The following is an 18,325-nucleotide window of genomic DNA, read 5'->3' as shown; positions in this document are numbered from 1 at the left end:
CGGACACGAGGGCATCATGGGTGCAGTGCGTATCGATTCCCATCAGCACTTCTGGCGCTATCGCGCCGCCGATTACCCGTGGATCGGCCCCGGGATGGGGGTGCTCGCGCGCGACTACCTGCCTGACGCGCTTTGGCCGCTGATGCATGCGCAGGCACTCGGCGCGTCGATTGCGGTGCAGGCGCGCGCCGGGCGCGACGAGACGGCGTTCCTGCTCGATCTCGCGCGCGACGATGCGCACATCGCGGCGGTGATCGGCTGGGAGGATCTCGCCGCGCCGGAGCTCGCCGATCGTGTTGCCGAATGGCGCAGCCCGAAGCTGCGCGGCTTTCGTCACCAGGTGCAGGACGAAGCCGATGCCGGCGCATTCGTCGCGGAGCCGGGCTTCAATCGCGGCATCGCGTGGCTGCAGGCGAACGGCTATGTGTACGACGTGCTCGTGTTCGAGCGCCAGTTGCGGGACGTGTGGGTATTTTGTGCGAGGCACGACGCGCACTGGCTCGTGCTCGATCATGTCGGCAAGCCCGCGCTCGCCGATTTCGAGCGCGACGACACGGCGCTCGCGCGCTGGCGCGCCGCGTTGCGCGAGCTGGGCGCGCTGCCGCATGTCGCATGCAAGCTGTCGGGGCTCGTGACCGAAGCCGACTGGAAGCGCGGCCTGCGCGGGAAGGACGTCCGGCGTATCGAGCAGTGTCTCGATGCGGCGCTCGACGCGTTCGGCCCGCAGCGGCTGATGTTCGGGTCGGACTGGCCCGTGTGCCTGCTGGCCGCGTCGTATGACGAAGTCGCGTCGATCATCGAACGCTGGGCCGAATCGCGGCTGTCGGCGGCCGAGCGCAACGCGCTGTGGGGCGGTACCGCCGCGCGATGCTATGCGGTGCCGGGCGCGGCGAAGCGCGGCATATAAAATAGGCGCGAACGGTCTGTTCGATTCGTCAGACCGTCCGGAACGAAACCGATCACCTGCCTCAACGTATGTCCATCCAGCCGATTCAGAACCGCCGCCTCTACCAGCAGATCGCCGACAAGCTCAGTGCGATGATCGAGTCCGGCGATTTTCCGCCGGGCAGCTACCTGCCGCCGGAGCGCGAACTGGCCGAACAGTTCGGCGTGTCGCGCACGTCGGTGCGCGAGGCGCTGATTGCGCTCGAAGTGAGCGGGCTCGTGAGCGTGCGCGTCGGCGACGGCGTGAAGGTGCGCCACCCCCAACCGGCCGCCGCACCCGAACCCGCGCCCGACCTTGCGGAGAAGGCCACGCCGTTCACGATCATCGAGATCGATCCCGAACTCGGCATTGCGCTCGACCTCGATACCGAAATCCCGCCGTTCGCGCTGCTGCAGGCGCGCCGTCTGATCGAGCCGGAAGCGGCGTCGCTGGCCGCGAAGCACGGCTCGGACGAGCAGATCGAAGGGATCCACGAGGCGTTCCTGCGCAACCAGGAAGACAATCGCAGCGGTTCGCTCACGCATCCGGGCGACCGGCTGTTTCATATCCGTATCGCGGAAGCGAGCGACAACGCCGCGTATGCGCTGATGATCAAGCAGTTGCTAGCGCACAAGTACGACCTGATGTTTCAGCGGCTGCAGTCGCTGTACATGCCGAACGACATGCCGCACCGGTCGGAACTCGAACACCGCGCGATCCTCGATGCGATTCGCGCGCGCGACCCGGACGCTGCGCGCCGCGCGATGGCCGAGCATCTCGACGAAGTGATCCGCATCTTCGGCCGCGCGCTCGACTGAGCGCGCGTTGACGCGTTGCCGGGTCAGAAGCGATCCGCGCGATACGGCGCCGGATCGGTGAACGGCGCTTCGCCCGTCATCATCTCGGCCAGCAGGCGGCCGGTGACGGGGCCGAGCGTCAGCCCGTGATGGTTGTGGCCGAACGAGAACCACAGCCCGCGATGCGCGGGCGCGGGGCCGATTACCGGGCGCATGTCGGGCGTGCACGGCCGAAAGCCGAGCCACGGTTGCGGGTCCAGCCGCTCCCCGAAACCGAACACGGGGCGCGCGACGCGTTCCGCGCGTTCGAGCTGCACGCCGGTCGGCGGCACGCCGCGCCGCGCGATCTCGACGCCGGTCGTCAGCCGCAGCCCGCGCTTCATCGGTGCGATCACGTAGCCGTATTCACGATCGACGATCGGTGCCGACGGCACGCCGCGCGAGGACGGCGCGTAGTGCATGTGATAGCCGCGCTTCTCGCGCAGCGGGATCTTGTAGCCGAACTTGCCGAACACCGTGTCGGACCACGGGCCGAGCGCGACGACCACGGCCGACGCGGCGGCCATCCCGTCCTGCGTGCTGACCTGCCAGCCCGGCGACAGGGCGTCGAGGCTCGCGGCATCGCCCGTCAGAAGCGTGCCGCCGCCTTGCACGAAGAGTTGTGCGTACGCTTTGACGAGCGCGGACGGATCGACGACGCTTTTCGGATCGAGCCAGTGCAGCGCGCCACAGAAGCCGGGCGCGAGGCTCGGCTCGTGCGCGCTCAGCGCGGCGGCATCAAGCGGTGTGATGCCGAGCCCGTGGCGGCGCGCGGAGAGTCCGGCTTCGGCCACGCCGCGTTCGAATGCGGCCGGTGTGCGGAACGCCTCCAGCCAGCCGTTCGCGCGGATGAGCTCGCCGGCGCCGGCCCGCGCGATCAGCGCGTCGTGCTCGACGATGCAGCGCTCGATCAGCGGCAGCATGTCGCGCGACGCGGCCGCGTGACGCAGCGGCGCCGATTCCCACCAGAAACGTGCAAGCCATGGCGCGAACGCGGGCAGCGATGCGCTGTGCCAGTAGAGATCGGTCGAGCGGTTCAGCGCATAGCGCATCAGCGTGAACGGGCTGCGCGGGAACGGATACGGTTCGACCGACGAACGCTCGATCAGCCCCGCGTTACCGAAGCTCGTGCCTTCGCCGGGTGCGCCGCGATCGACGAGGGCGACCTTGCGCCCTCGATCCTGCAGGTGGAGTGCTGCGGAGACGCCGACGATGCCTGCGCCGAGAACGATGACGTCGAAATCCATCGATGGTGGTGAAAGACGGTTGGCGGTGCGCGTACCGGTGACGAGGCGTGTGCACCCGGGTTGGAGATCATTCGAACTGCAAGCATACTCGCGGCGGCGTGAGGCACCAAGAGGACGCATGCGGCCTGCGCATGGCCGCTGGCCCGCGCGCGACGATTCGCGATCGTCGCACCGACGCGGGCAGTGGAATGCGCGGATTCCGGCATTCGAGGGTGACGCGCGATGATCGAGTTGTCCGCAGCGGGGTACGCGGCGGAGTTGAAGCGCTTCCGGGCAACCGGTAGTGTCTGGCTCGCGGCGGACGAGATCCCGGCCGATGTCGATGTGCCGCCCGCATGGCGCACGCTGCTCGCTGTGCCGGACGACGTTCGGGCGGATGCACTCGTGCGGATGTGGGCCGGCATCATCGATCGATTGCCGGCCGTCGCGCAGTTCTTTCGCGACAAGCTCGCCCGTCCGGCCGTGCTCCGCAACGACGGCGGCGACGTCATGCTGCTGTATCCGTACACGGTCGAGCACGACGACCTGAATTTCTTCATCGGTCGCGCGCCGTTGCGCGAGCGGGGCCCGGTTGATGCGCCACGCTGGACTGCACTGCCTGAAGAGCTGCGGTTTTTCCATCAGACCGTGCATGACGGCTGGACGTTCTTTCCCGCGAATTCGATGGGGCCGTTGCCGCTTGCCGATCAGGCTGCACTCGCGGACAAGCTCGATCTGACGACCGCCGAGATACGCAAGCTCGGCGTGAACCCGGATTTCGTGCGGACCGTATTTCATAACGGCAGCGGCGATTGGCTGTGCGTTGCTCCGGGTGAAGCGGCCGGTGATGGCAGGGCGGTGGGATGGGTTGGGTGGCACGAGCGCCCGGCCGAACTCGAGCCCGTGGATTTCTGGGCTGTGATGAACGCGTGGTTCGAGGTATTCGTCGAGGAAGCCGACGAACGATAGCCGTTCACTGTCTGTTCAATTCATCTTGAACCGCTTCCCCATGCTGCATGGGCGCGTGCATATCGGGCACCTCCGCAAAGCGGCCGTTGTCGTGCAACCGGAGACGGCGCGTCTCCGCGCATTCGATGCCGAATTGTCGAGCGCGGGATGTTACGCCGACGATGGCGGACGCGGTGTTCCGGCAGACAGGGGGGCGATTGAGCAAGCCGTCGTGCGAGATATCGATATCGGCGGTGGCATCGCGCGACAGAACGTATGAAGTTTGGCGTGCGCGTCCGCCCAATCCGCTGATCAATTTCCCGACGTCGACACCGGATCGAGACCGGCAGGCACATCCTCGCGCAAAGCGCCTATTCCGCATACTTTCCACCGTTTCTCGCGGGTGTTTCCCACTGGTTGGTGATGCGAATTTTTACCTAAGATGAAGCCATCATGCGCGTAATTCGGTGCCTGCACGCGCATGGAGGGAGGCGGGAGGCAGCGCCGGAGCGACGCCAGCGGATGTTGCCATCATGGATGCGAAAGTGTGCGCGTCGGCTGCCAGTCTCGCGACTGCAGCGACGCCAGCGGGCGCGGCGGCAATCGCCGCGCGAACGGCGCCCGGCCGTCCCGGTCGAACCGCTCCGCTGCGCCACGCGCTGGTCGCAATCGTTTGCGTTCTGGGGGCCGCACAGGCCGTGCTCGCCGGGGCTTCCGCCGAGGCTGTCGATCCGGTCGACATGGTGCGCATGGTTGCCGTCGCGAGCCCCACCCCCGCCGATTCCGCAGTTGCGTCACACGACACGGCCGTGCGTCAGGTCGTGCTGGGCATCGTCAGCTTCACCCACTGGCCGACCACACCCGTGCGCCTGCATCTGTGCGTCACGGGCCGGCCCGACTATGCAAGCGGCCTGACCGACACGCTGCAGGCCGGCTCGACGCTGCTCGACGTGCAGCGTGTGCGCTTCGACGATCCCGCGCTCGGCATCGCCTGCGACATCGTCTATCTCGGCAACCTGAGCGCAGATGAGAGAGCGCGCGTGAGAGCTGCGGTGGCCGGCCATCCGGTGCTGACGATTTCGGAACACGATCCATCCTGCACCGCGGGCGGCATGTTCTGTCTCAACGTCGACGGCGAACGCGTGTCGTTCGACATCAATCTCGACGCCGTCGCACGCAGCGGGGTGCGCGTGCATCCGAACGTGCTCAATCTTGCGCGACGGCCGGGGGCACCATGACACGGCCCGCCACGCCCGTTTCCCTGTCGCGCGTGTCGCGCCCGACGCTGCAAAGCGTGCTGCGTCGCGCGCACCTGCGCCTCGCGTTCGTCGCCGTCGCGATGGCCGCCGTGTCGTTGATCGTCGTGGCCGTGATCGCATTGCGAGCGTATGCCGACAACAACCTGAACCTGCTGGCCCGCTCGCTCGGTTATACGGTCGAGGCGGCGCTCGTGTTCGGCGACCGCGTTGCGGCGGCCGAGGCGATCGGGCTGATCGCCAGCGACGAGGACGTCGCGCAGGTGGTGGTCACGGACAGCAAGGACGAGCCGTTCGCGACGTGGCAGTTGCCCGCCGGCAGCGGGATCGCGCGGCTCGAGCGGGTCGTCGCCGACTTCGCGCTGCCCGGGCCCGTGAGCGCACCGGTGGTGCACGACGGCATCATCGTCGGCCACGTCGTCGTGCGCGGCCGTGGCCATCAGTTCTTCGGATTCCTGCTTGGCGGCGTGGGCGGCATTCTCGGCTGCCTGGCCGTCAGCGTGATCGGTGCGTATGTCAGCTCGAAGCGCCTGCTGCGCAACATCGTTTCTCCGTTGCGCGCGCTGGCCGGCGTCGCCCACGCGGTGCGGCGCGAACGTGCGTTCGCGCAGCGGGTCGAGCCCGCGGCGATTGCCGAGCTCAACCAGCTCGGCGACGACTTCAATGCATTGCTCGACGAATTCGAAGACTGGCAGAACACGCTGCGCGACGAGAACGCCTCGCTCGAACACAAGGCGACCCACGATGCGCTCACGGGGCTGCCGAACCGCGTGCAGTTCGAGTCGCGCCTCGCGATCGCCCTCGGCGAAGCCGGGGTGACGGGGCAGCGGGTCGCGATCCTGTATCTGGACTGCGACCGCTTCAAGGAAATCAACGACTGTCTCGGCCACGACGCCGGCGACGCGGTGCTGATCGGCATCGCGTCACGGCTGCGCACGCAGGTGCGTGAGGCCGACCTGGTCGCGCGCCTGGGCGGCGATGAGTTCGCCGTGATGCTGCCGGCCGTGCGCGAAGCGGGTAGCGTATGTCGTATTGCTGACGAGATCTTGTCCGGCATGGCGCCGTCGATCGAGCTGTCCGACGGCCGCGTGGTGGCCACCATGATGAGTGCCGGTGTTGCGCTGTATCCCGATCACGCGTCGGATGCGAGCGGCTTGCTGCGGGCGGCGGATGCCGCGATGTACCGTGCCAAGCGCGCCCGGCCAGGCTCGTGGCAACTGGCGGAAGGGGTCGCGGGGGCGGCCTGAGGTTCATCGTTTCACGCTGCGGGCGAGGCCGCGGCAGTGGGTTGAAGGAGCGCTCGCGATGCGGGTGCAATCGAAGGGGTCAATGATGAACAACACGTTTCCGGTGGGTATTGGGCGCTTGTGCGTCGGCAGCGCGCTGCTTTTGTGCATGCTGCTGGGAGGCTGCAAGGCGCCGCCGCTTCATCGTGGATTGACGCAGACGCAGGTCACCGTGCTCAAGTCGGCCGGTTTCCAGGAAACCCAGCAGGGTTTCGAGTTCGGCTCGACCGGGCCGATCCTGTTCGATTTCGATCGCTACAACCTCAAGCCCGATGTACGGCGGATCGTCGAAAGGATCGGTCGCACGCTCAGGTCCGCGGGAATTAACGGGGTACGGGTCTATGGATACTCGGACCAGGAAGGGGTGGACGAGTATGACCTCGAGTTGTCCAGGCGGCGGGCGGAGGTCGTTGCCATTGAACTGGTCGACGTCGGGCTGGACACGAAGCGCATCGCGATCGTCGGGAAGGGGAAGAGCGATCCGGTGGGCGACAACAAGACGCCGGTAGGGCGGGCGCAGAACCGGCGGGCGGCGATCGTGGTGTCGCCGCGGTGACCGGGGCGGTTTTCCTTGGAGTGGGTGAAAGGCGCTTGCAAGCGCCGGAAATCATGCGATCGATCGCGATGACCGATATAGCGTAGCGGCGCCGTAGCGCCTGCCTGCGCCCGTTTCCTTCCCGAGGGTTCCCACTATTTCATCGTGACGGGAGGCGATGCCTCGCCCCGTACGGATCTGTCACACGTTTCATGCAGATTGTGTCGTGCTCCGTGCCTGCTGGCGTGGTGCTTCGGCGTGCGCTGCCGCGCGTGGCCGGCCAGTTGCCGGCTGGTGTCAGCATTATCGGGGGCCTGAACGGAAACGTTTGCGGGCGTCTTTCACGCGGTCGGGTTTTGTCCTACATTATCGGGGCTTCGGGCCGGCCAGCCGGCCCACGGAACCTGAGATCACAAGCAAGGAACAAGAATGAGTTTCGCTCCGAACGGCGGTATTCCCACTGGGTTGGGCGGTAGTGGATTCGGCTCGTTGAGTGCGCTCGGCGGCCTCGCCGGCCCGATCGCATCGAGTGTCGCCGGCAGCCTCGGGCCGCTCGCGGGCCTGGCCGGGCACGTCGACACCGTCCAGCGTGCGATGCAGCTCGCGCAGACTGGCTTCTCGCTGATGGACAAGACGCCCGGCGCGATCGCCGAGGCGATCAACGGCGCCGCCAACCCCGCGCGCCTGACCCAGCTCAACCGCTACGTGACGCTCGATACGCCGCTCGGCCCGGACGTGCTGCTGGTCAGCGCCGCCGTCGTCGACGAGCACGTGAACCGGTTGCCGGAGATCCACCTCGACCTGCTGTCGCATCGCCACGACCTGCGCCCCGAGGACCTGATCGGCCAGCAGGTCAAGATCCGGTTCGACCAGCAGGCACGCCTGTCGACGCTCGAGCGCGTCGTCGCATCGGGCGCCGCCGACAACGACCGTTACTTCGACGGCTACGTGGCGTCGTTCGACCGGGCCGGCAACCCCGGCAACGTCACGCAATATCACCTGACGGCGGTGCCGTGGTTCTGGTTCCTGACACGCTCGACCGACTGCCGGATCTTCCAGAACAAGACCGTGCAGGACATCCTCACCGAGATCTTCCAGGAGCACGGTTTCTCCGACTTCGTGTTCGATATTCGGACGAATCAGAAGCCGCTCGAGTACGTCGTGATGTACCAGGAGAGCTACTTCAACTTCTGCGCGCGGTTGATGGAGCAGGAGGGGCTGGTCTGGACGCACCGCTACGAGAAGGACAAGCACATCCTGGTGATCGGCGATTCGAACCTGCTGTTCCGCCCGATCGATGGGCTTGCTACCGTGCCGTTCGCGGCCACCGAGGCGAGTGAGGACAGCGGCATCGATCAGCTGCACGAAGGCCGGCGCTTTGGTGTCGGCAAGGTTACGTTCCGCGACTTCAACCACCAGAATCCGTCGTCGCCGCTGATGCTGGTGGAGGCCGGGCCGCAGAACCTCAAGCACGCGCGGCTCGACGCGACCGAGCGGTTCGAGCATCAGTCGCTGTACGACCATGGCGACGACGGCAACCGCTACGCCCGTTTCGCGATGGAGGCCGAGGAGGCGCAGGCCCACCGCTATACCGGCGGCGGCTACGCGTGGCGCATGACCACGGCGGGCGCCGTCACCGTGGCGAATCACCCGGTGCTGGAGAACAACCAGGAATACGTGATCCTGCACGTGCGTCACGAGGCGGTGAACGACTACACGCAGCACAGCGCGAAGCTGCCGTACCGCAACAGCTTCGCGCTGCTGCCGAAGAAGGTGCCGTATCGTGCGCCGCGCGGCACGCCGAAGCCGGTGATTCACGGCACGCAATCGGCGATCGTCGTCGGGCCGAAGGGCGAGGAAATCTTCACGAACGGGAGCGCCGTGAAGGTGCACTTCCCGTGGGACCGGCGCGGCAAGAAGGACGGCTCCGATTCGATGTGGGTGCGTGTGTCGCAACCGTGGGCGGGCGACGGCTGGGGGGCGGCCGCGATTCCGCGGATCAAGCAGGAAGTGCTCGTCGCGTTCAACCAGGGCGATCCGGATAACCCGGTGATCGTCGGCCGCGTGTTCAACGGCGAACAAGGCAACCCGTACCACGGTGCGGCGGGCCAGACGATGGGGATCAAGAGCCAGACGCACAAGGGGCAGGGCTCGAACGAGATCCGCATGACCGATACGAACGGCATGCAGGAATTCTTCATGCATGCGCAGAAGGACATGAACACCGTCGTCGAGAACAGCGAGACGCACAAGGTGCTGGGGCCGATGCGTACCGTGCTGGTGGCGACGGGCAGCGAAGAGAAGCAGATTCCGCAGGGCAACCTGACCGAGACGATCGCCGAGAAGCGCAGCACGACCGCGACCACCGTCGAGGTGATGACGCCGGCCAAGGATGGCGGCGGCGGCACGCAGGTCCACATGGCCGAGCGCGGCATCCTGCTGAAGGTGATGGACAGCTCGATCTCGCTCGCGCCGGAAGGCATTCGCCTCGAGCACAAGGGCTCCGTGATCCTGATGACCGACGACGGCGTGATGGTCAACGGCACGCGCATCGATCTCAACAAATAATACGAACGAAACCAGCCATGCACTACGCAATCCACGAAGGCACCTTCGAACTGCCGGACGCGGCGCTCGACCGCACGGTCAACATCCTGATGATGAATGCCGGCCCCGGCGGCCTCAATCTCGTGATCGCCCGCGGGCGGTTGCGCGACGGGGAGAATCTCGACGCGTTCGTCGCGCGCGAATGGGAAGTGGCGTCGCGCGATGCCAAGATGCTGACCGAAAAGGCGCGTCGGCCGGTGACGGTGGGGTCCCGGGCGGGCATTCAGATCGATTCCACGCTCGAGCGGGACGGCAGGCTCTGGCATCAGGTGCAGACGATGTTTCCGTCGGATGACGCCGGCCGCGTGCTCGTGATGACGTTGACCAGCGCGGCGCCGCTGACCGAAGAGCAGCAGGCGATCGCCGAACGCATGCTTGCCAGTTTCCAGCCACGTGCGGCCCGGCCGTCCCTGCTCGGGCCGGGTGACGCGTCGTGAGCGCGGAAAACTTCGCGGCCGCTCGCTTCGAAGATCCGATCCAGCACACGTCGTTCATGGGTGAACTCGTCGGCACGGTCGGGTCGGTGGTCGGCGGGGCCATCGTCGGTGCGTTGGTGGCAGAGGCGATGGAGGGGCTGATATTCGTCGGCCTCGCTGCGCTCGAGATCGGCACGGCAGGGTTGGCGACGCCGCTCGTGATTGCGATCGGTGTGGGCGTGGCGGTCGGCTCGGGCGCGCTGATGGAAGCGAGCGGCATGAACGACGCCATCGACGATGGCGCGAAGTCGCTCGCCAATTCGATCGTGCCGCCCGAGATCAAAGGCAAGATCGCGAGCGGGTCGGGGAACGTCTACGTCAACGACAAGCCGGCGGCGCGGGCGGCGAAGCCGGGTGACCTCGATACCGTTGCGTGTACCGACCATCCCGGGCCGCAGATGATTGCCGACGGGTCGGGAAGCGTCTATATCAACGATCAGCCGGCTGCGCGGGTTGGCGACAAGACGACCTGTGACGGGACGATTGCCGAAGGCTCGGACAACGTTTTCATCGGCGGCGGGACGCAGCGAGTGCGGGACGTGAAGTCGGCTACTCGGCTCGGGTGGCTGGGGGCGGCGCTCGGTATCGCGCTCGCGGTGTGCGGCCGCGGGAAGATGAGCTGGGGGGACTTCCTGAAGAGCAAGGTGCCGTGTATCGCGATGAATTTCGCCGCGGGTGCGTTCGGTACCTGGCTGGGTAGTCTGGCGAGGCCGTCGGCGGGGCATCCGGTCAACGTAATTACCGGCAGCAAGGTTCTCGATGGCACGGACGATACCGACTTCGTCTTGCCCGGGCCGCTGCCGATCGTTTGGCAACGCTTCTATAGCAGTCTCGATGATCGTGCCGACAGCCTGTTCGGGACGGGATGGAGCGTGCCGATCAGCGTCGAGTTGCGGCTCGCGCGTGAACATGGCGAGGTGGTGTCGATCACGTACTGGGACGAGCAGGGGCGCGATATCGTGTTCCCCGCTGTGTCGCCGGGTGAGAGCCATTTCAGCGTGCCGGAAGGCATTTACCTGATCTGCACCGAGGGTGGCCACTACGTGGTCGAGACGGTCGACGGTGTGTATCGCGATTTCGGCCGTGCTCGTACTGATGCGGATGGAGAGACGCTCAAGCTGTGGCGTCTCGAGGATCGCAACGGTAACTGGATCGAGGTTGAACGAGAATCTCACGATGAGGTTGCGCGGCCCGTACGGTTGCACGATAGCGCCGGTCGCTTGCTGACACTGTCCTACGACAAGTTGCATCCGCAACGTATTGGCGCGATCGAATTGACCCGTGGCGTTGACGGTGAACAACCCGACACGCTGGTGCGTTACGCGTACAGCAACGCCGGCGAACTGGTGGCCGTTACCGATCGTAGCGGCCATATCGGGCGACGCTTTGCGTACGAGCATGGGCTGATGGTCCAGCACACATTGCGTGGCGGCCTGCAGTGCTTTTATGCATGGCAGGGTGTCGGCCGCGACGCGCGCGTCGTGCGCCACTGGACCAACGACGGCGAAGCGTACACGTTCAACGCGGATCTCGTTCAGCGTTCGGTGACGATCACCGACCAGATCGGTCGCGTGACGCGCTGGACGTGGAATGAGGATCAGCAGCCGACGAGCCATACGGATGCCGAAGGCCATGTGTGGCAGTTGGAGTGGAACGCAAAGCGGCAGTTGGTCAGTACGACCGATCCGGCCGGGCATACGACCCGTTTCGAATACGACGAGCGAGGGCGTCAGACTCAGCGCATCGATGCGCTGGGCCAGGTCGAGCGGACCGAGTGGAATGGGTACTACGACCTGCCTGTGGCGGAAACCGATCCGGCTAATTCGCGCTGGATTTATCGTTACGACGATCTCGGCAACCTGACGATGACGCGCGATCCGGCGGGCTTCGCGACCGAGTATCACCGGGACGAGCGCGGGCTCGTGCATACGATTCGTGATGCGCGGGGTGGGTATAAGTTCCTCGAGTGGAATGGCCGTGCGCAGTTGACGTCGTATACCGATTGTTCCGGCAAGGTTACGCGGTTTGCGTATGACGCTCGTGGGGCGCTTGCGCGTGTGACTGATGCGGCCGGGCAGTCGACCGTGTACGAAACGGATGCCATGGGGCGGGTCACGGGGATCGGGACGGCGGATGGTGCTCGTCAGGCGTTCTTTTATGACGTGGCTGGACGTCTCGTTGAGGTTGTTGATGCGAATCAGCGCAGCACGCGTTATGAGCTCAATCCGCGGGGATTGTTGTTGTCTCGAACGGATGCTGCTGATCGTGTCGTGCGGTTCGGCTACGACGATGCGTTCCGGCTGGCGAGCTTGACCAACGAAAATCGTGAGTCGTATCGCTTTCAGTATGATCGTCGCGACCTGGTGGCTGCGCAGATCGGGCTTGACGGCCACAAGCGCACATACGAATACGATGTGTGCGGCCAAGGCACGATCGTGCGGGATGGAGAGATCGAGACGCGATACGAGCGCGATACGATCGGCCGACTGACGGCGAAGCAAGCCACGCATGAGCGATGTGAATACCTGTACGACAAGGCGAGCCGAATCGCGTCGGCCGAGTTGTACACGCTGGCGGCTCGTGGTCAGTCGTTGAAGAATCGGGTCAGCCTGAAGTACGGGGCGCGCGGAGAGGTGCTCGAGGAATACACGCCTACGGGCTGGCTTGCGCATACCTACGATGAGCTTGGTAATCGCGTTAGCACGACGATCTCAGGCGAGCGCACGATCGACTGGCTGCATTACGGTTCGGGGCACGTGCACCAGATTCGCGTTGACGGTACTGCAGTTGCCGACATAGAGCGCGATGATCTGCATCGGGAAGTTCTGCGGACGCAAGGCAAGCTCACTAGTCACTTCGGGTACGACGCGGTTGGTCGTCGTGCTCGGCACGTTGCGCAGCGAGGCAGGGTGGCGGACGAGTTGCTTGCGAAGCAATGGCAATACGACGCTGCGGGCGATGTGATCCAGAAGCGGGATCTGCGCTATGGCATGACGAGTTATCGGTATGACCCGACAGGCCGCATTGAACAGGCGGCCGGGCCGGGATTGCCGTCGGAAGTGTTTCGCTGGGATGCTGCGGCGAACCTGGTGTCGAGCGATCACCCGGGAGGCTTTGTTGAGCACAACCGGCTCAAGATGTTCGAGGACAAGCGCTTCGAGTACGACGTATATGGGCGGCTGGTTCGTAAGTTGAGCGGTCACGGGCCGGCTAAAGAGCTGGTTCTGGAGTACGACGATTGGAACCAGTTGAAGACCGTCGTAACGAAGGACCGGCTTGGCATCGGGACGACGCATTTCGAATACGACGCGTTCGGTCGGCGGATTCGGAAGCTCAATGGGGGGTACGCGAGTACGGACTTCCTGTGGGATGGCATGCGACTCGTACAGGAGACGTATCACGACCGTCAGGGCGAGGAAGCGCTGACGTACTTGTATGAGTCCAACAGCTATGTGCCGCTGGCGCGGATCGACCAGGGTAAGGCGGCGGCTAATGACGCCAATGCGCGGGATGCGGTTTACTATTTCCACAACGATGTGTCGGGGTTGCCGGAGGAACTGACTAATGCTGAAGGCGAGTTGATTTGGCAGGCTCGCTACAAGGTTTGGGGCAACGCGGTGCAGGAGGAGTGGATCGCGCGGGCGCCGCAGCAGTCGGTGCCGGAGTGGGGCGAGGTGCAGGTGGCTGCTGCAACACCCGCCCACGTGCCACGGCCGCAGAACTTGCGCTTCCAAGGACAATACCTGGATCGCGAAACCGGGCTGCACTACAACACTTTCCGGTTCTACGATCCAGACATCGGTCGGTTTATTAATCCGGATCCGATTGGCCTGAGCGGCGGGCATAATCTTTATGCGTACGCCGAGAGTCCACTGGTATGGATTGATCCATGGGGATGGTGCCGACGAGGTAACCAAGCGACTAAGAACCATATGGATGGCGTCAGAGATCAGTATCTTGCTGATAATCCAGCTGACCGACACGTTGCAGGCGGACGTGACGCTCTCACAGGAGGAGAGCGCCCAGAAACCTATTTGCCACCATTAAGTGGAAGTGGGCGAAAGGGCAGTTCTTATACAGACATGACGTTCAGAGATTCTCAAGGCAATCTTGTCTATGTCCAGACAGTAGATAAGGGGGCAGTGAACGGGATGTCTCAACGGGAGTGGACGAACGCTAATCGCATCACTCAACAGGATCCGAGTGCGATTGTCATCACGGTTGTTAAGGGATCAACCTTGCAACCGGGAGACTTGAATACGGCGACGATGACGCCCGGAACTGTCACTACCCGATGAAAGAAAGGAGGAAGTTTTGACTACTAAGATGCCGACGTTGCAGACCTTCATGACAAGCGTTGATGAGGCAGTGTTTTCTGATTTACTGAAAGCGCATATCCCTCATGTCAAATTTATTGATTCTTACATTTGGAATTCACCCATTCCTCCTGTGCATGACAGCATGGCCGAGTGTCACGGGCAGCCATTCTCCGATGTCGTGATTCTCGATGAGGCGATTTGCACGGTGGAGCGCTATACGCGTGAATTTGTCGCTTCTCATCCGGGCGGGTCGGGCTATATTGGGTCTATGGAGGGGCCGGGGGCAATTCAGTTTCTACGGTCGAATAATGCTAAATATGCACCAGGTAGCCTGCGGGATGGTCGCTTAGCGGCGTCCTATGACCCCGAAACAGATGAGGCAACGGACGAGTTTGTTAAGACGGTATGGAAAGTATTCAAGAGATTCGCAGTAAAGACATACTTGATCGACCGCGAGACTGGCGCTGTTAGAGAGAAGCCGGAAACTCGATTCTTCGCGGGGCCGGATGCTGCAGCGAAGTTCGATGGTTCTAATGGGAATTATCTAACTAACAACACGCTCGCCTATTTCGTGGCGAAATCGTCAAAGTGAATTGTGTGCTCAAAGCGCTTGGAAAATAAGAGCGCGGCGATCATTGGAATTCCAGGCCACGTACGAGCGCGATGCGGTCGTACGGCTTCCGTTACGGATGCCATTCTTTTTCGGTGCGCTTGATTTGTGGGTGATTGATATTTTTCCGGAAGATGAAATTAAAGTGGAGGACTCCAAGAGAAACCTGGAAGGCTGCCGTATCGCAGCAAAATTCAACCTATATTTCGCATGTGGTAAATAATCGAGGCAACCGAGGCGTGGCTTTGTCGTTTCACTTAGGAAAAAATACACCATCGCTCGGAATGATTATCTCGATCTGTTTCGAGAAGGGTAGTACCCCCCCATGCGGGATGGTTAAATTCCGCAGGATGCGGGTGCATTGCGCGAAGTCGCGTAGTGTGCCGAGTAGGGCAGCCGCCACCGACCACCCCCAAGCATCACCAGCCGATATTGCAAGACGACCGCGACGTCCCCGCACCACCTGTAGCCGTGCACTTCGTCCCTGCGCCATTGTCATAGAACGTCCGCGTTTCCGGTTGCGGTACCGAAGGATCGAACGGATTCGGCGCACCATGCGGACCGCGCGGAGCATCGTAGGGCCGCTGCGGCGCATACGAACCGCCACTTCCAGCCGGCCTTGAGCCATTCGCCCGCAGATATTCATTCCAGTTCTGCTCCCGCTGCTCATATCCAGGCACTGCCCGCCCAAAACTATCGCTGCCTCCCGCACCAAGCGCGACACGATTCGCGGGCAATACCAAATCGGGCTCGTGCTCAGCCGAAGGCGTCGGCGCAACAAGCGCATCGCCCGTCACCCGCAACGGCCGCGTATCCGGCGTATCGAACGGTGTGCGTTCCACGGGCGCAGCGTATTTCACTTGGCGGCGACTCATGCGCGCCGCGTGCCCCTCATCCCGAGCAGCAGCCCTCCGCTCCGACCGAAACACATTGGCACCCGCCGACCGATCGGTCAGCGAATCGCGCCCCGAAGCATCAGCGGTAGAGGTAGAAACAGAAAGCGCACACGCGATCGCGGCGGCGGAAGAAAAGCAGAAAGGGTGATTCATCAGCGTTCCGAAGCAGGTGATATGCGATGAGAAAAAACGGCAGATCACTGGCTGGCGGCTGGGCGACGGAGGGGCGTCGAAGCGGCCCTGAGGCGACTGCGAAGCGCGGAGTTCGCGACTCACAGGAAGGCTGGCTGGATTGCAGAAGCGAATTCGTATTATTTCATAAAAATAACAATCAGCTTCCAGATGTTTAGTTTTGTATGTAAACAGAAGGATTTGCCGCCTCGACCGAGCGCCCCGAGTTGGTGCTCACCAAGGCAATCATCAGTCGATTGATTTATGGCGATCAGACCCTTGGCAGCCCGAAAACGCGTCGCACAGATTCAACGATCGCCGAAAGCCAAGCGCAGCAAGGCAATCACCCAATCCGACGCACCCAATAGCAACCCAATTGCACCCCAGGCAAACGTTCTCGCCCCCACCTGGTTGCGCCCCAATCGCCACCACCACCCCACAAAACCCTCCGTGTTTTCCCTCGGTCGACCGGCATTTTTGACAGACGATTTAAAAACGCCCATATAATTTCGACTGCCTTGCCAACGGCTGTCGGATCACCCCTCCGAACAAGCGATTTGGCAAGCGGGGCAGGCGAAACGCTTGCGCAATGCAAGACGCATCACGATGTCTTTCCGAACCAGACGTCCCCTTCGGGGACTGCAAGAGCCGGGCCCCGCTACGCAACATTCCGCTGGAGTTCCGTCTTCTATGTGTCTCGGGCGTGTCCCATGTCCTCGCCCCGGGTGCTGTTCGATTGCGCAAGTCATGCCGCCTTTGCCCGTATGACTAACAACATCGAGGAGCTCCTGATGACGCTGTCCCGTCTTACGTCCATTTCCGTCGCCGCCGTGCTGTTCGCCGCCGGCGCCGCCGCCGCGCAAGCGGAAACCGTGAAGATCGCCATCGCTGGTCCGATGAGCGGTTCGGTCGCCCAATACGGCGACATGGTGAAGGCCGGCGCGCTGACCGCGATCGAGCAGGTCAACGCTGCAGGCGGTGCGGGCGGCAACAAGTTTGAAGTCGTGATGATGGACGACGCATGCGAACCGAAGCAGGCCGTCGCCGTCGCCAACAAGATCGTCAGCCAGAAGATCAAGTACGTGATCGGCCACGTGTGCTCGGGTTCGACGATCCCCGCCTCCGACATCTACGAGAACGAAGGCATCGTGATGGTCACGCCGTCGGCCACCGCGCCGCAGCTGACGGAAGGCAAGAAGCGCCACTTCATCTTCCGCACGATCGGCCGTGACGACCAGCAAGGCCCGGCCGCCGCGCACTTCATCATCAACAACGTGAAGCCGAAGAAGGTCGCCGTGCTGCACGACAAGCAGTCGTACGGCCAGGGCATCGCGTCGTCGGTGAAGAAGGACCTCGAAGCCGCAAAGATCCCGGTCGTGCTGTTCGAAGGCATCAACGCCGGCGATTCGGACTACTCGGCGATCATCACGAAGCTGAAGTCGCAAGGCGTCGACTTCGTCTACTTCGGCGGCTACCACCCGGAAATGGGCCTGCTGCTGCGCCAGGCGCGCGAGCAGGGCGTGAAGGCTACGTTCATGGGGCCTGAAGGCGTGGGCAACAAGGACGTGACGGCGATCGCCGGCCCGTCCTCGGAAGGCATGCTCGTCACGCTGCCGGCCGACTTCTCGGCCGATCCGGCCAACGCGGGCCTCGTGAAGGCCTTCGCGGACAAGAAGCGCGATCCGAACGGCCCGTTCCAGATGCCCGCGTACGCAGCGGTGAAGATCATCGCCGACGCGATCGCAGGTGCGAAGTCGACCGATCCGACCAAGGTCGCCGCGTACATGCACAAGACGACGTTCGACACGCCGATCGGCAAGGTCGCGTATGACGCCCAGGGCGACCTGAAGGCGTTCAAGTTCGTCGTGTACACGTGGCACAAGGACGCGACGAAGACCGCCGCCAAGTAATACGGAGTACCCGCCCGCGCATCCCGCCCTGTCCGAGACCCGGACGGGGCGGCTGCGTATTGTCCGCGCATCTGCCCATTGCGCGGCCACAGGGCGGCCCGAGACGACACCGTGCGTTGCGCGCGGCCACGCCGTGATCCGGCGACGGCAGGCGACATGGCGCCAACGGGAGCTTCCCGCACATGACTGACTTCTTTCCTCAATTCGCCCAGCAGCTGGTCAACGGCCTGACGCTGGGTGCGATCTATGCGTTGATCGCCATCGGCTATTCGATGGTCTACGGCATCATCGGCATGATCAACTTCGCCCACGGCGAGATCTACA

At 63.7% G+C, this 18,325-nt stretch carries 14 protein-coding genes and 1 pseudogene; 13 read left to right on the top strand and 2 right to left on the bottom strand.

Features of this window, described 5'->3' with window-relative positions:
* Positions 1 to 16: 16 nt before the first annotated feature.
* The gene (locus G3O06_RS34375; protein ID WP_205818868.1) at positions 17 to 907 is read left to right on the top strand and encodes an amidohydrolase family protein; all 891 of its coding nucleotides are present in this window, start codon (positions 17 to 19) and stop codon (positions 905 to 907) included.
* Between the two features lie 68 nt (positions 908 to 975).
* Positions 976 to 1,743, top strand: coding sequence for a FadR/GntR family transcriptional regulator (locus G3O06_RS34370; protein ID WP_174915977.1), 768 nt, complete (start codon positions 976 to 978; stop codon positions 1,741 to 1,743).
* A gap of 23 nt (positions 1,744 to 1,766) precedes the next feature.
* On the opposite strand, the gene G3O06_RS34365 is transcribed toward G3O06_RS34370, so the two are convergent.
* Entirely contained in the window at positions 1,767 to 3,008 is a 1,242-nt protein-coding gene (locus G3O06_RS34365) for an FAD-binding oxidoreductase (protein ID WP_205818867.1), read from the bottom strand.
* Positions 3,009 to 3,230: 222 nt separating this feature from the next.
* Between G3O06_RS34365 and G3O06_RS34360 the strand changes: the two genes are divergently transcribed.
* The 9 genes from G3O06_RS34360 to G3O06_RS34320 all read left to right on the top strand — a co-directional run bounded on the left by G3O06_RS34360 (position 3,231) and on the right by G3O06_RS34320 (position 15,006).
* Positions 3,231 to 3,956 carry an SMI1/KNR4 family protein gene (locus tag G3O06_RS34360; RefSeq protein ID WP_205818866.1) on the top strand — a complete coding sequence of 242 codons (726 nt, stop codon included), beginning with the start codon at positions 3,231 to 3,233 and terminating at the stop codon, positions 3,954 to 3,956.
* Between the two features lie 25 nt (positions 3,957 to 3,981).
* Positions 3,982 to 4,215: a hypothetical protein gene (locus G3O06_RS34355; RefSeq protein ID WP_205818865.1), complete on the top strand. Its 234-nt coding sequence runs from the start codon at positions 3,982 to 3,984 to the stop codon at positions 4,213 to 4,215.
* A gap of 253 nt (positions 4,216 to 4,468) precedes the next feature.
* Positions 4,469 to 5,173 (top strand): YfiR family protein, encoded by a 705-nt coding sequence (locus tag G3O06_RS34350; protein WP_205818864.1) that lies wholly within the window; start codon positions 4,469 to 4,471, stop codon positions 5,171 to 5,173.
* On the top strand, positions 5,170 to 6,438 hold the full coding sequence (locus G3O06_RS34345) for a diguanylate cyclase (RefSeq protein WP_205818863.1): 1,269 nt from the start codon (positions 5,170 to 5,172) through the stop codon (positions 6,436 to 6,438). The genes G3O06_RS34350 and G3O06_RS34345 overlap by 4 nt, the downstream gene beginning before the upstream one ends.
* Positions 6,439 to 6,523: 85 nt before the next feature.
* Positions 6,524 to 7,033, top strand: a complete 510-nt coding sequence (locus G3O06_RS34340) for an OmpA family protein (RefSeq protein WP_174970226.1) — start codon at positions 6,524 to 6,526, stop codon at positions 7,031 to 7,033.
* A 408-nt stretch (positions 7,034 to 7,441) separates the two neighbouring features.
* Positions 7,442 to 9,580, top strand: coding sequence for a type VI secretion system tip protein TssI/VgrG (gene tssI, locus G3O06_RS34335; RefSeq protein WP_205818862.1), 2,139 nt, complete (start codon positions 7,442 to 7,444; stop codon positions 9,578 to 9,580).
* A 17-nt stretch (positions 9,581 to 9,597) separates the two neighbouring features.
* Positions 9,598 to 10,056, top strand: coding sequence for a DUF1795 domain-containing protein (locus tag G3O06_RS34330; RefSeq protein WP_174970179.1), 459 nt, complete (start codon positions 9,598 to 9,600; stop codon positions 10,054 to 10,056).
* Positions 10,053 to 14,393: an RHS repeat-associated core domain-containing protein gene (locus G3O06_RS34325; protein ID WP_205818861.1), complete on the top strand. Its 4,341-nt coding sequence runs from the start codon at positions 10,053 to 10,055 to the stop codon at positions 14,391 to 14,393. Before G3O06_RS34330 ends, G3O06_RS34325 begins: the two co-directional genes overlap by 4 nt.
* A gap of 16 nt (positions 14,394 to 14,409) precedes the next feature.
* Complete coding sequence (locus G3O06_RS34320; protein WP_205818860.1) at positions 14,410 to 15,006, top strand: hypothetical protein; 597 nt, start codon at positions 14,410 to 14,412, stop codon at positions 15,004 to 15,006.
* A gap of 437 nt (positions 15,007 to 15,443) precedes the next feature.
* Here G3O06_RS34320 and G3O06_RS34315 read toward each other — a convergent pair whose 3' ends face one another.
* Positions 15,444 to 16,073: a hypothetical protein gene (locus tag G3O06_RS34315; protein ID WP_205818859.1), complete on the bottom strand. Its 630-nt coding sequence runs from the start codon at positions 16,071 to 16,073 to the stop codon at positions 15,444 to 15,446.
* 809 nt (positions 16,074 to 16,882) lie between these two features.
* Between G3O06_RS34315 and G3O06_RS34310 the strand changes: the two genes are divergently transcribed.
* The gene (locus G3O06_RS34310; protein ID WP_174915965.1) at positions 16,883 to 18,001 is read left to right on the top strand and encodes a branched-chain amino acid ABC transporter substrate-binding protein; all 1,119 of its coding nucleotides are present in this window, start codon (positions 16,883 to 16,885) and stop codon (positions 17,999 to 18,001) included.
* Positions 18,002 to 18,183: 182 nt separating this feature from the next.
* Positions 18,184 to 18,325 (top strand): annotated as a pseudogene (locus G3O06_RS34305) (branched-chain amino acid ABC transporter permease LivH); the annotation flags it as partial.

It is taken from the genome of Burkholderia sp. Ac-20345 (assembly GCF_017104825.1).
In the GTDB taxonomy this organism is placed as follows: Bacteria; Pseudomonadota; Gammaproteobacteria; order Burkholderiales; family Burkholderiaceae; genus Burkholderia; species Burkholderia lata_B.
The sequence above is the reverse complement of the archived record's forward strand: the minus strand, read 5'-3'. Positions and strand labels throughout refer to the sequence as shown.